Here is a 12,331-nt window from a genome sequence, read left to right on the forward strand (position 1 = left end):
GCGGCAGGGCGAACTGGAAAAGCCGCCGGCGGGGGGTGGGCAGAAGGGCTGGATCAGAAGCGGTCGGGCAAAAGGGGGGGGCGGGCAAGAAAAAAGCCCGCCGGGCGGACCGGCGGGCTCAGTTAGGCGGCATAAGGGGATAGGGACCGCCGAATTCAGATCCGGGTTTCAGGCCCGGCATGATCAGTGGCACCCGGCGGTTTCGCGGGTCGGGCCGATGCCGGTCGTATCGATGCGGGTCGCATCGAGCGACTGGCGCACGGCACGCCGGCGGCCGGCGCGGCGCTCGACGGCGCGCACGACGAGCACGCTGGTCGGGTCCTGCCAGAGCGGGCCGGACGCGGCGTCGCGCAGGTCCGAGCGGGTCAGGCCGATATCGCTCAGCATGCGGTCGTCGAAATCGCCGAGCTGGTTGAGCAGGGTACGCCGGTGCAGCGCCTTGGCGACGCGGCCGAGCGCGGCGAAGGCGCCGGTCAGCACGGCGCTGGCTGCGGTGCCAAAGGAAGAGAACGCGGTTCTGCGGACTTCACCAATGTACGACATCGATACCTCCATCCTGTCGGTCGCGCTGCGATGGGGGCCTTTCTGTCAGCGGTGCGCCCTTGCGCCCACCCGAATTCGCCGTCACCCGTTCGCGACGGGATTGTTATGAGGGAGATCAAATGATCACACTAGCGAATGTTTATGATCCGAGTTATCATTGATCTTGATGATATCCGGTGATGAGGCCCGCCCATGTCCGCCCTGCTCGATATTGACCAATTAAGAACCTTCATGGCTATCGCCGAAACCGGCAGCTTCACGAAAGCCTCCGAGGTGGTCCACAAGACCCAGTCGGCGGTGTCGATGCAGATGAAACGGCTGGAGGAGCGGGTCGGCAAGCCGATCTTCGCCCGCGACGGCCGCGCCTCCCGCCTCACCGACGAGGGCGAGCGGCTGCTCGATTACGCCCGGCGCATCGTCAAGCTGAACATCGAGGCGATGGCGAGCCTGTCCAATGCCGAGCTCTCCGGCCGCGTGCGGCTCGGCGTGCCGGACGATTACGCCGACCGCTACCTGCCGGAGATCATGGCGCGGTTCTCGCACACCCATCCCAATGTCGAGCTGACGGTCGTCTGCGATCCATCAACGGATCTGATCGATCGCATCGACACCGGCGATCTCGACCTCGCCATCATCACCGATTGCGAGATGATCTCCCGCGACATCGAGATCATCCGCCGAGAGCAGCTGCTCTGGATCGGCTCGAGCCGGCATTCGGTGCATCTGGAGGAGCCGCTGCCGCTGGCGCTCGGCCGGCAGAGCTGCAACTGGCGGCAGGAATCGATCGCGAAACTGCAGGCGCTGGGCCGCCCGTTCCGCATCCTCTACACCTCCTCGAACAGCACCGCGGTATCGGCGGCGGTGCTGGCCGGGCTCGCCATTTCGGTGCTGCCGGAATCCGGCTTGCGTCCGGGCATGCGGGTGCTCGGCCCCAATGAGGGCTTCCCAGCGCTGGCGCCCTGCCGCATCGGCCTGGTGCGCAACCGCCACGAGCCCTCGGCGCTCGCCGACGCGCTCGCCCACCACATCGTGCAGGGCCTCGACAACATCTCCGAGGCCGCCATCGCGGCGGAGTGAGCAACCGGCATCCGGCCGTGCCGTCGCCGACCTCATGGAGGAACTCGCCATGGTCGATCCGGTCCCCGGCGATATCGTGCCCTTCCTGCGCTATGCCGATCCGCGCGCGGCGATCGACTGGCTCGGCCGCGCCTTCGGCTTTTCGCCGATCATGGTCGTCGACGATGGCGGGGGCGGCGTCGCGCATGCCGAATTGCGGCTCGGCACCGGGGCGGTCATGTTCGGCGGCATCAAGGACGATGCGCTGGCGATGCGCACGCCGCAGGCGGCCGGCGGCGTCACCCAGGGCGTCTATGTCGTGGTGCCGGATGCCGACGCGGTATGGCAGCAGGCGATGGCGGCCGGCGCAACCGTCGTCATGGAAATCTACGACACGCCCTATGGCTCGCGCGAATTCGCCGTGCGCGACCCGGAAGGGCATCTGTGGAGCATCGGCACCTATCGCGCCGGCTCCTTCGAGGGCTGAGCGCCCGCGCCGTCGCCCCCGCCTTCCGCCTCAATAGGCGTCCTCGTCGAAGACCGGCTCCACCGAGCCGTTCCACGCGCCGTGATAGCGCGCCAGCAGCCGCTCGGCCGGGGTGGTGCCGAGCGCCAGGCTCTCTTCCAGCGGCTTGAGGAAGCGCGTCTCGTCGCGGCCCTGGCTGTCGCGCACGTCGCGGCGGGCGAGCCCGGCGCGGGCGATGTCCACCACCTCGCGCGCCACATCCAGCATGGTCCGGCCGGCGATCTCGGCCTTGAAGGCGAGCCTCGGCACATCGTCGCGCAATTGCTGGCGCTGCCCGGCGGTCCAGCCCCTGGCGAGGTCCCAGGCGGCGTCGAGGCTCTGGGCGTCGTAATAGAGCCCGGTCCACAGCGCCGGCAGCGCGCACAGATTGCCCCACGGGCCGGCATCGGCGCCGCGCATTTCGAGATACCGCTTCAGCCGCACCTCGGGGAAGATGGTGGAGAGGTGGTTGGCCCAGTCCGATACGCTGGCGCCCTCGCCGGGGACGGCGGGATGCCGGTGCGCCAGCAGGTCGCGGAACGAGGAGCCGGCGACGTCGATATAGGTGTCGCCGCGCTTGATGAAATACATCGGCACGTCGAGCGCGTAGTCGACATAGCGCTCGAAGCTCATGCCGTCCTCGAAGGCGAAGGGCAGCATGCCGGAGCGGTTATTGTCGGTATCGCGCCAGATTTCCGAGCGGAACGACAGGAAGCCGTTCGGCCGCCCTTCGGTGAACGGCGAATTGGCGAACAGGGCGGTGGCGACCGGCTGCAGGGCGAGGCCGACGCGCAGCTTCTTCACCATGTCGGGCTCGGACGCGAAATCGAGATTCACCTGCACGGTGCAGGTGCGGAACATCATGTCGAGGCCGTAGGCGCCGACCTTCGGCATGTAGTTCGCCATGATGCGGTAGCGGCCCTTGGGCATGACCGGGGTCTCGGCGCGGGTCCATTTCGGGCTCATGCCGAGGCCGAGGAAACCGAAGCCGAGCGGGGTCGCCACCTGTCGCACCTGTTCGAGATGGCCGTTTACCTCGGCGCAGGTCTCGTGGATCGAGGCGAGCGGCGCGCCGGAGAGCTCGAACTGCCCGCCCGGCTCCAGCGAGATCGCCCCGCCGCCGACTGTGTCGGCGAGGCCGATGATCGCCTCGCCCTCCATGATCGGTTCCCAGCCGTTGAGCCGCTGCATGCCGTCGAGCAGGGCGCGGATGCCGTTCCCGCCCTCATAGGGCACCGGGTCGTGGCCGCCGAGGGTGAAGGGGAATTTCTCGTGCTCGGTGCCGATGCGGAACCGTGAGGGCGCCTTGCAGCCGGCTTCCAGCCAGGCGACGAGATCGTCGCGGCTCTCGATGGGCTGGGTATCGATCTGGTCTCGCGCCATGGGAACTCCGGCGGCTCCGGGAGAAGCCAGTTGGGGCGCGAGAACATACACAGGCCGAAGGGCAACGCAAATCGGCGGAATGCCGCGATTTTACCGTGGTTCTTCTGGGGTTCCCCAGGGTCAGGCGCTATGGGCGGCCTCGACCAGCGCCAGGGCGGCGACCGCCGCGGTATCGGCGCGCAGGATGCGCGGGCCGAGCGACAGGACGATGGTTCTATCGCGCGCGACAAGCATCCGCCGCTCGATGTCGGCAAAGCCGCCCTCGGGGCCGACCAGCACCGCGAGCGGCACCGCGCCGGCGGCGCGGATCGTCGCCACCGGGTCCGCGGGGGCGGCGGCCTCGTCGCAGAAGACGATCACTTTTTCGTGTTCGAGCCCGGCCAGCCACCGCTCGAAAGGTGCCGGCTCGACCACGTCCGGCACCGCGAGGATGCCGCATTGTTCGGCCGCCTCGATCACGTTGGCGCGCATGCGCTCGGTGTTCACGCGGGTCGCCTGGGTGTGGCGGGTGATCACCGGCACCAGCCGGCCGGCGCCCATCTCCACCGCCTTCTGCACCATGTAGTCGAGCCGCGCATGCTTGAGCGGGGCGAAGACATAGTCGATGTCGGCAAGGCGCTTCTGCGCCCGCAGCCGCGCCTCGCAGCGCAGCAGGACCTCGCGCCGGCCGGCACTCTGGCGCACCGCCCGCCATTCGCCGTCGCGGCCGTTGAACAGGTGCAGCGCGGCGCCGGGATCGAGGCGGATCACGTCGGCGACGTAATGCGCCCGGTCGCGGTCGAGCCGGATCTCCGTCCCCTCGCCGAGATTGTCCGGCACGAAGAGCCGCTGGGCCCGGAAGTCGTAGTCGTCGGCGTCGGCCGCCTCGCCGCGCAAGCGTGCCATATGTATCTCTGCATGCCGGTCCTGCTTCAGGCCGGTCGGTCTGACGGTCCGCCGGGCGGCGCGGAAGCGCGCCCGCCGCGGCGCTGCCGTGATATTGCCCTATCTTTCGTGCCTCTGTATCACGCTTCGTAAGCGACGTCCCTTCAGCGGAAGACGGCATGACACCTGAGATCTGGCAAGGCCATCGGGCCCGGCGCGGTACCCATGCCGCCTTTTTCGGCTTCGCGGCGATGAGCTTGGCGGTTCTCGGCCCGGCGACACTGGCGAGCCCGGCCGCTGCGCAATGGATCGGCTCGCCCGGCGGCGGGACGGTGGAGGTCTCCCCGTCGGCGGCCGGCAGCGAGGCGCCCGCCGCGGCGCCGGCGGCTCCCGCGGCAACCGTCGCCGTTCCTCCGGCTGAAACCTCCGGCTTCGGCAGCGCCGCCCCGATCCTGTCCTCGCCGGGCTTCTCCTCGCCGGGAATGTCGTCGGGCGGCATGAGCTCTCCGGGGATGGCCTCTCCGGGGATGAGCTCTCCGGGGATGGCGTCTCCCGGCATGTCGATGCCGGGCGCGGCGCCGCAGGTTCCCAGCGCCGACATGGCGGACTGCCAGACCAATGTGAACAAGCTGCGCGAGGACATCGAGGCGCGCGGCAGCGCCCTGCAGGCCGGCAGCAAGAAGAAGGTGCCGCCGACCGAGCTCTGCCCGCTGTTCCGCACCTTCACCACCGCCCAGCAGAAGTTCCTCGCCTATCTGCGCACCAACAAGACCAAGTGCGGCGTGCCCGACGAGGTGCTCGGCAAGCTGAGGGAAAACACCAACAGCGTCGCCGCGGTGCGCGACAAGGTGTGCAAGGTCGCGGCCGACATGCAGTCCGGCGGTGGGGGCGGGGGCGGCGGTCCGCCGCCGCAGGGCGCGGTGGCGGCCGGCCTCGGCCTGTCGAGCGGCCTGCCCGGCGTCAGCTCCAACAAGCCCGGCGGCGTGTTCGACACGCTTGGCGGCAGCGCGCTGCGCTGACCCCATGACGGCATCCGCATGATCTCACCAGCATGATCTCGCCCGCATGACGGCACCCGCATGACATCGCCCGCCGCCGCTCCCGCCGATGCCGCCGGCAACTGGGTCGAGCGGCGCGCGCCGTCCTTCGCCCGCCCCTATCTGCGCCTCGCCCGCGCCGATCGGCCGATCGGCTCCTGGCTGCTGCTCATTCCCTGCTGGTGGTCGGTGGCGCTCGCCGCGGTGGCGATGCGGGCCGAGGGCCGCATGCCCGATCCGCTGGCGGCGCTGGGCCTGATCGCGCTGTTCGCCATCGGCGCGGTGGCGATGCGCGGCGCCGGCTGCACCTGGAACGACATTCTCGACCGCGACATCGACGGACGGGTGGAGCGCACCCGCTCGCGCCCGCTGCCCTCCGGCCAGGTGAGCCTGCCCGCCGCCTTCGCCTTCCTGGTGGCGCAGGCGCTGGTCGGCCTCGTGGTGCTGCTCTGCCTGCCGCGCTTCGCGCAGGTCACCGCCCTGTCCTCGCTCGGCATCGTCGCGGTGTATCCGCTGATGAAGCGGGTGATATGGATCCCGCAGGCGGTGCTCGGCCTGTGCTTCTCCTGGGGCGCGCTGATGGGGTTCGCCGCGCTGATGGGCGAGCTGCCGCCGGCGGCGCTGCTGCTCTATGCCGGCTGCGTGCTGTGGGTGATCGGCTACGACACCATCTACGCCCATCAGGACCGCGAGGACGACGCGGTGGTCGGGGTGAAATCCTCCGCCCGGCTGTTCGAGCGCTCGACCCGGCCGTGGCTCGTCCTGTTCTATGCCGGGGCGGCGGCGCTGGCCTGCGCGGCGGTGGCGGCGGCCGGCGGCGGGCTGTTCGCCTATGCCGGCGCCGGGCTGTTCGCCGTCCATCTCGCCGGCCAGGTGGTGCGGCTCGACATCGACGACCCCGCCTTGTGCCTGAGGCTGTTCCGCTCCAATCGCGATGCCGGGCTGATCCTTTTCGCCGGCTTCGCGCTGCAGGCCCTGCTGGGCTGAGATGTCGCTTGGCTAGGGTGCAGCTGGCTTGGCCGAGGTTGTCCCGGAAGGGGCCGGGTGGTAAGCACCGCGGCATTGCATCAGGGCCGAGCCTCATGACCATCCGTCTGCACCGTGGCGACCTCGTCGATCTCCAGCGCTATTCGCCGGAGAGCACGCCTTTCGTGGCGATCGACACCGAGACGCTCGGCCTCAATCCGCATCGCGACCGGCTCTGCGTGGTACAGCTGTCGCCCGGCGACGGCTCGGCCGACGTGGTGCAGATCCCGGCCGGCGCCGGGCGCTACAGCGCGCCGCACCTGGAAAAGCTGCTCACCGATCCGGGCATCACCAAGCTGTTCCACTTCGCCCGCTTCGACGTCGCCGTGCTGGGCAAGACCTTCGGCATCGAGGTCGCCCCGGTCTGGTGCACCAAGATCGCCTCCAGGCTCACCCGCACCTATACCGACCGCCACGGGCTGAAGGATCTGGCGCGCGAGCTCATCGGCGTCGACCTGTCGAAGCAGCAGCAGAGCTCGGACTGGGCGGCGGAGCAACTCACCGACGCGCAGCTGCAATATGCCGCCTCGGACGTGCTGTACCTGCACGCCCTGCGCGAGAAGCTCGCCGCCATGCTGGCGCGCGAGGGCCGCACCGAGCTCGCCGAATCCTGCTTCCGCTTCCTGCCGACGCGGGCGGCGCTCGATCTCGCCGGCTGGCCGGAAGAGGATATCTTCGCCCATAGCTAAGCGATTCCAAAGGCTTGAGCGACGCGGCGCCGGGCACTGCCCGCAGTGCTTGCATGGCGAGGGCCGAGCCGCCATCTTAAGGACCGCTGGAGGGGCCGGCGACCGGGGACGTGCCTCAACTCATGAATCGACCGATCACACCCGCCGAGCGCAACGGCCTCGGGCCGCAACCGCGCCAGCCGAAGCGCCCCGGAGCCGGCGGACGCGCGGCCGTCGGCTTCCGCGAGGCGCATCGCCACAGCCGCCGGGTGCGCCTGTTCAAGCGGGCGATGCCGCTCGTCGTGCTGGTCGGGCTGATCGTCATCGGCGCGATCATCTATATCGACCCGTTCCGCATCGCGCTGAACCTGCCGGTGGAGCTCGGCCGCGCCTCGCTGTCCGGCACCACGATCAAGATGGAATTCCCCAAGCTCAGCGGCTTCACCAACGACAATCGCAGCTACAACCTCACCGCCGAGGCGGCCTCGCAGGACCTCACCACTCCCAACCGCATCGACCTCGAGCTGATCAAGGCGCGCATCGAGCTCGCCGACCAGGGCTGGGCGACGATGACGGCGAAGGTCGGCAGCTACGACACCAAGTCGCAGGACATCCAGCTCGGCGAGGGCGTCACCTTCGCCACCAATTCCGGCTATGGCGGCCAATTGCGGGACGCCTCGATCAGCATGGCGCAGGGCAAGCTGGTCACCGAGCACCCGGTCGAGCTCACCTATACCGACGCGAAGCTCACCGCCGACAGCATGGAAGTGACGCAGAAGGATTCGCGGGCGCTGTTCACCGGCAATGTCGTGCTGGTATTCAAGATGCCGCCGGAGGGCGGCGCGGCGGCTCCCGCCAGTCCTTCCGCCAGTCCTGCCGGCAATCCTGCCGCCAGCCCCGTCCCTGCCGCGCCCAAGCCGCAGAAGCCCGCCCCGCAGGCCGGAAAACCGGCGGTGGTGCCGTGATCGGGCCTCGTTTCGCCAAACCGGCGCCCTGCGCCATTGAATGCCCGCGCACGGGCGGCTAGACATAGATCATGCACGCGCTTTCCCGCTCCGCCGCCCTGTTTCTCGCTCTCGCTCCGGCCGTTGCGGTCGCACTTCTGGTGCGCCCGGCGGGCGCGCAGGTGCAGAACGTGCCCAATGCCCTCCAGGGCTTCGCGACCAATCGCGACCAGCCGATCAAGATCGACGCCAACAGCCTCGAAGTGCGCGACCAGGAGAAGAAGGCGATCTTCTCCGGCAATGTCGTGGTGGTGCAGGGCGACACCAACATGCACGCGAAGGAGCTGGTGGTGTTCTATGACGGCAAGCCGCCGGAAGGCGGCGCCCCGGCGGCCGCGCCGGACCCGGCCAACCCCATGAGCTCCTCGTCCATCCGCCGGCTGGAGATCAATGGCGGGGTGATCGTCAACACCAAGGAACAGACCGCCACCGGCGACCAGGGCATCTTCGAGACCAAGAGCAACACCATCACCCTGACCGGCAATCCGGTGGTGCTCACCTCCGGCCAGAACGTCATCCGTGGCAAGCGGCTGGTGGTCGACCTCACCACCGGCACCTCGCGCATCGAGGGCGGGCGGGTGGAGAGCCTGATCGTGCCGAACAGCGTGAAGCAGATGGACGGCGCCGGCCCGAAGCCGGCCGCCGGGGCCAAGCCGGCGACCACGCCGGCGACCACGCCGCCGAAGCCGTGAGCCCGTCCGCGCGGCGTCGTTTCCGGCGCCGGCGCGGTTCCGCGGCAGGCTTCTTCGGTCCTTCCGCCCGATTCCCGACATGATTTCGGCCCGGTTTTTGCTTGCGGCATTTGCAAGCGGGTTCGGGATTGTTTATCACCCTAGCAGTGGTGCTTTTCACCACGGAGGGTGCGCGTGAGACTGTTTCCGGCAGGAAGCCCCGAAAGCCAGCCGGTTCTGCTGGGACCGGCGGATCACGGATCTGGACATGGCGGTGTGTATGAGGACGAGGCGGGCTATTCCCACCGCGTCGACGACACGCCGCAGGGCGAGGGCGTGCTGCGGGCCACCGGCCTGGTCAAGCAGTATGGCGGCCGGCGCGTGGTGCGCGACGCCAGCCTGAACGTGCGGCGCGGCGAGGCGGTCGGCCTGCTCGGCCCGAACGGCGCCGGCAAGACCACCATATTCTACATGATCACCGGGCTGGTGAAGGCCGATGCCGGCCGCATCGAGCTCGACGGCCACGACGTCACCCATCTGCCGATGTACCGCCGCGCCCGCCTCGGTGTCGGCTATCTGCCGCAGGAGGCCTCGATCTTTCGCGGCCTGTCGGTGGAGAACAACATCCGCGCCGTGCTGGAGGTGGTGCAGCCCGACCGCAGGCGCCGCGAGGCCGAGCTCGACGCGCTGCTGGAGGAGTTCCGCATCACCCATGTGCGCAAGTCGCCCTCCATCGCCCTGTCGGGCGGCGAGCGGCGGCGCGTGGAGATCGCCCGCGCGCTGGCGACGCGGCCGACCTTCATGCTGCTGGACGAGCCGTTCGCCGGCATCGACCCGATCGCCGTCGGCGACATCCAGGCGCTGGTGCGCCATCTCACCCATCGCGGCATCGGCGTGCTGATCACCGACCACAATGTGCGCGAGACGCTCGGCCTCATCGACCGCGCCTACATCATCCATTCCGGCTCCGTGCTGATGGAGGGTTCGCCCGACGAGATCGTCGACAACCCGGAGGTGCGCCGGCTCTATCTCGGCGAGGAGTTCCGTCTGTAAGATGGCGCACAGGTCGCGGTCCCGCCCGGTTTCCGGCTTCCGGCATGGAGGCTTTTCCCCATGTCGCTAGGTCCGCGCCTCGAATTCCGCCAGACCCAGTCTCTGGTGATGACGCCGCAGCTGATGCAGGCCATCAAGCTGCTGCAACTGTCCAATCTCGACCTCGTCGCCTATGTCGAGGCCGAGCTCGAACGCAACCCGCTGCTGGAGCGCCAGTCCGAGCCGGAGGGCGATGCTGCCGGCTCCGCCGCCGAGCGCGCCGCCGGCGAGGGCCAGGCGGTGCTGGAAGTCGCCGTCCACGAGGCGCATGAGCCGCGCGAGCAGGGCGACCACGAGGCGCGCGCCGCCGACTGGATGGAAGAGCGGCTGGATTCCTCCCGCAGCGCCATCGAGGACCGGCTCGATACCGGGCTCGAGAACGTGTTCCCCGACGATGTCGGCCGCGAGCCGACCGGGCCGGCGCAGGGCCAGGACGCTCCCGCCTATTCGGAATGGGTGGGCGTCGGCGGCGGCGGGCGCGACGACGAGGGCTACAATCTCGAATCCTTCGTCTGCGCCGAGACCTCGCTGTCGGATCACCTGTCCGCCCAGCTGACGCTGGCCCTGGTCGACCCGGTGGACCGGCTCATCGGCCATCATCTCATCGACCTCATCGACGAGGCCGGCTATCTCGCCGCCGATCTGCCCGCCGTCGCCGACAAGCTCGGGGCGCCGCTCGCCCGCGTCGAGGCGGTGCTCGCCACCGTCCACGGCTTCGATCCGCCGGGTATCGGCGCGCGCTCGCTGGCCGAGTGCCTCGCGTTGCAGCTCAAGGAGCGCAACCGCTACGACCCGGCCATGGCGGCGCTGCTCGCCCATCTCGACCTGCTGGCGCGGCGCGAGTTCAACACGCTGCGCCGGGTCTGCGCCGTCGACGACGAGGACCTCGCCGAGATGGTCGCCGAGGTGCGCCGGCTCAACCCGAAGCCCGGCCTCGCCTTCGGCTCCGGCGTCATCCAGCCGGTGGTGCCGGACGTGTTCGTGCGCGCCGCCACCGACGGTTCCTGGCATGTCGAGCTCAATTCCGACACCTTGCCGAAGGTGCTGGTGAACCAGGCCTATTACTCGAAAGTGTCGAAGACCACCCGCAACGACCGCGAGAAGGCCTTCCTCACCGACTGCATGCAGACCGCCACCTGGCTCACCCGCTCGCTGGACCAGCGCGCCCGCACCATCCTCAAGGTCGCCATCGAGATCGTGCGCCAGCAGGACGCCTTCCTGACGCTGGGCGTGCAGCACCTGCGGCCGCTGAACCTGCGCATGGTGGCGGACGCCATCGGCATGCACGAATCCACCGTCTCGCGCGTCACCTCGAACAAATACATGGCGACGCCGCGCGGCATCTTCGAGATGAAGTATTTCTTCTCGTCCTCCATTTCCTCGTCCGATGGCGGCGAGGCGCATTCGGCGGAATCGGTGCGCTTCCGCATCAAGCAGATGATCGACGCCGAGATGCCGGACGACGTGCTCTCGGACGACACGCTGGTGCAGAAGCTGCGCGAGTCCGGCATCGACATCGCCCGGCGCACCGTGGCGAAATACCGCGAGGCGATGCGCATCCCGTCCTCGGTGCAGCGCCGGCGCGAGAAGCAGGCGGCGGCCGCCGGCAGCTGAATCGGGGGGGGGCCGGCGGCCGATTCGAGGGGAAGCTGTGCGCCGTCCGGGCTCGAAACCGCGCGATACGTTGACACTTTCCCTCACGGCTCCTACGTCTTTAAGGCACCGGCCGGGCAAGTAAGGGGTTCGGGCAGCCGGCGGGACGAGCGCGTGCACAAGCTCTCACCGCCGATGCCCCAGCAGAGGGACGAGTCACGATGCCGCTGCGGGTTTCTGGCAAAAATCTCGACGTTGGAGAGGCACTGCGCCAGCGGGTTTCCGACCGCTTGGCCGATGCCATGGACAAGTATTTCGACGGCGGCTGGTCCGGCCACGTCACCGTCGCTCGCGAGGGGTCCGGCTACCGATCGGACTGCGCGCTGCATCTCGACAGCGGCGCCATCCTGCAGGCGCATGGCGATGCGCAGGACCCCTATTCCAGCGCCGACGCGGCGGTGGAGCGCATCGAGACGCGGTTGCGCCGCTACAAGAGCCGGGTGAAGCGCCGCGTCGTGAACGGCGAGGAGGTCGCCGGCCCGGAGACGGTGCCGCTCACCGTGTTCTCCGCCCCCGACCACGAGGATGGCGACGCGCTCGACGGCTGGAGCCCCACCGTCGTCGCCGAGGCCACCGCCAACATGCCGCGGCTCGCGGTCAGCGACGCGGTGCTGGAGCTTGATTTCACGGGTGCCGCGGTGCTGGTGTTCCGCCATGCCGGCCACGGCCGCGTCAACGTGGTGTATCGCCGTGTCGACGGGCATGTCGGCTGGATCGATCCGCCGCTGGCCGCGGCGGAAGACGTTCATTGACAGGTCTCCATCGTCGTCGGCGCGCGGTGTGGCTCTGCCCGGCCCGCGCGCCGCACACGCCCTCGATCCGGATCGCG

Annotated in this window: 13 protein-coding genes; 10 read left to right on the forward strand and 3 right to left on the reverse strand. The window is 69.3% G+C overall.

Annotated elements, in window-relative coordinates; genetic code table 11:
• Nucleotides 1-183: 183 nt before the first annotated feature.
• Nucleotides 184-543 (reverse strand): DUF1127 domain-containing protein, encoded by a 360-nt coding sequence (locus AC1RU4_RS12425; RefSeq protein WP_492891409.1) that lies wholly within the window; start codon nucleotides 541-543, stop codon nucleotides 184-186.
• Between the two features lie 192 nt (nucleotides 544-735).
• Between AC1RU4_RS12425 and AC1RU4_RS12430 the strand changes: the two genes are divergently transcribed.
• Entirely contained in the window at nucleotides 736-1,620 is an 885-nt protein-coding gene (locus AC1RU4_RS12430; RefSeq protein ID WP_492891410.1) for a LysR substrate-binding domain-containing protein, read from the forward strand.
• A 49-nt stretch (nucleotides 1,621-1,669) separates the two neighbouring features.
• On the forward strand, nucleotides 1,670-2,086 hold the full coding sequence (locus AC1RU4_RS12435) for a VOC family protein (protein ID WP_492891411.1): 417 nt from the start codon (nucleotides 1,670-1,672) through the stop codon (nucleotides 2,084-2,086).
• A 30-nt stretch (nucleotides 2,087-2,116) separates the two neighbouring features.
• On the opposite strand, the gene AC1RU4_RS12440 is transcribed toward AC1RU4_RS12435, so the two are convergent.
• Both AC1RU4_RS12440 and AC1RU4_RS12445 read right to left on the reverse strand, forming a co-directional pair.
• Complete coding sequence (locus AC1RU4_RS12440) at nucleotides 2,117-3,487, reverse strand: glutamate--cysteine ligase (RefSeq protein ID WP_492891412.1); 1,371 nt, start codon at nucleotides 3,485-3,487, stop codon at nucleotides 2,117-2,119.
• Between the two features lie 120 nt (nucleotides 3,488-3,607).
• Nucleotides 3,608-4,372 carry a 16S rRNA (uracil(1498)-N(3))-methyltransferase gene (locus AC1RU4_RS12445; protein ID WP_492891413.1) on the reverse strand — a complete coding sequence of 255 codons (765 nt, stop codon included), beginning with the start codon at nucleotides 4,370-4,372 and terminating at the stop codon, nucleotides 3,608-3,610.
• A gap of 158 nt (nucleotides 4,373-4,530) precedes the next feature.
• Between AC1RU4_RS12445 and AC1RU4_RS12450 the strand changes: the two genes are divergently transcribed.
• From AC1RU4_RS12450 to hpf, 8 genes are all read left to right on the forward strand, one after another.
• Nucleotides 4,531-5,370 (forward strand): hypothetical protein, encoded by an 840-nt coding sequence (locus AC1RU4_RS12450; protein WP_492891414.1) that lies wholly within the window; start codon nucleotides 4,531-4,533, stop codon nucleotides 5,368-5,370.
• Nucleotides 5,371-5,430: 60 nt separating this feature from the next.
• Nucleotides 5,431-6,375, forward strand: a complete 945-nt coding sequence (gene ubiA, locus AC1RU4_RS12455; RefSeq protein ID WP_492891415.1) for a 4-hydroxybenzoate octaprenyltransferase — start codon at nucleotides 5,431-5,433, stop codon at nucleotides 6,373-6,375.
• A gap of 95 nt (nucleotides 6,376-6,470) precedes the next feature.
• Nucleotides 6,471-7,103, forward strand: coding sequence for a ribonuclease D (locus tag AC1RU4_RS12460; RefSeq protein ID WP_492891416.1), 633 nt, complete (start codon nucleotides 6,471-6,473; stop codon nucleotides 7,101-7,103).
• A 122-nt stretch (nucleotides 7,104-7,225) separates the two neighbouring features.
• Nucleotides 7,226-8,047, forward strand: a complete 822-nt coding sequence (lptC, locus tag AC1RU4_RS12465; protein WP_492891417.1) for an LPS export ABC transporter periplasmic protein LptC — start codon at nucleotides 7,226-7,228, stop codon at nucleotides 8,045-8,047.
• 71 nt (nucleotides 8,048-8,118) lie between these two features.
• A complete protein-coding gene (locus AC1RU4_RS12470; RefSeq protein WP_492891418.1) occupies nucleotides 8,119-8,778 on the forward strand; it encodes an LptA/OstA family protein in 660 nt (219 codons plus the stop codon).
• A 255-nt stretch (nucleotides 8,779-9,033) separates the two neighbouring features.
• Nucleotides 9,034-9,810, forward strand: a complete 777-nt coding sequence (gene lptB / locus AC1RU4_RS12475) for an LPS export ABC transporter ATP-binding protein (protein ID WP_492891602.1) — start codon at nucleotides 9,034-9,036, stop codon at nucleotides 9,808-9,810.
• 60 nt (nucleotides 9,811-9,870) lie between these two features.
• Entirely contained in the window at nucleotides 9,871-11,463 is a 1,593-nt protein-coding gene (gene rpoN, locus AC1RU4_RS12480; RefSeq protein ID WP_492891419.1) for an RNA polymerase factor sigma-54, read from the forward strand.
• A 200-nt stretch (nucleotides 11,464-11,663) separates the two neighbouring features.
• A complete protein-coding gene (gene hpf / locus AC1RU4_RS12485; protein ID WP_492891420.1) occupies nucleotides 11,664-12,254 on the forward strand; it encodes a ribosome hibernation-promoting factor, HPF/YfiA family in 591 nt (196 codons plus the stop codon).
• Nucleotides 12,255-12,331 lie beyond the last annotated feature (77 nt).

Source organism: Ancylobacter sp. GW821-FHT10E12, from assembly GCF_058809335.1.

Coding starts and splice junctions, on each gene's coding strand:
- AC1RU4_RS12460 (WP_492891416.1), top strand. CDS start 6,471: ATGACCATCCGTCTGCACCGTGGCGACCTCGTCGATCTCCAGCGCTAT.
- AC1RU4_RS12435 (WP_492891411.1), top strand. CDS start 1,670: ATGGTCGATCCGGTCCCCGGCGATATCGTGCCCTTCCTGCGCTATGCC.
- ubiA (WP_492891415.1), top strand. CDS start 5,431: ATGACATCGCCCGCCGCCGCTCCCGCCGATGCCGCCGGCAACTGGGTC.
- AC1RU4_RS12430 (WP_492891410.1), top strand. CDS start 736: ATGTCCGCCCTGCTCGATATTGACCAATTAAGAACCTTCATGGCTATC.
- AC1RU4_RS12445 (WP_492891413.1), bottom strand. CDS start 4,372: ATGGCACGCTTGCGCGGCGAGGCGGCCGACGCCGACGACTACGACTTC.
- AC1RU4_RS12470 (WP_492891418.1), top strand. CDS start 8,119: ATGCACGCGCTTTCCCGCTCCGCCGCCCTGTTTCTCGCTCTCGCTCCG.
- AC1RU4_RS12425 (WP_492891409.1), bottom strand. CDS start 543: ATGTCGTACATTGGTGAAGTCCGCAGAACCGCGTTCTCTTCCTTTGGC.
- AC1RU4_RS12450 (WP_492891414.1), top strand. CDS start 4,531: ATGACACCTGAGATCTGGCAAGGCCATCGGGCCCGGCGCGGTACCCAT.
- lptC (WP_492891417.1), top strand. CDS start 7,226: ATGAATCGACCGATCACACCCGCCGAGCGCAACGGCCTCGGGCCGCAA.
- rpoN (WP_492891419.1), top strand. CDS start 9,871: ATGTCGCTAGGTCCGCGCCTCGAATTCCGCCAGACCCAGTCTCTGGTG.
- hpf (WP_492891420.1), top strand. CDS start 11,664: ATGCCGCTGCGGGTTTCTGGCAAAAATCTCGACGTTGGAGAGGCACTG.
- AC1RU4_RS12440 (WP_492891412.1), bottom strand. CDS start 3,487: ATGGCGCGAGACCAGATCGATACCCAGCCCATCGAGAGCCGCGACGAT.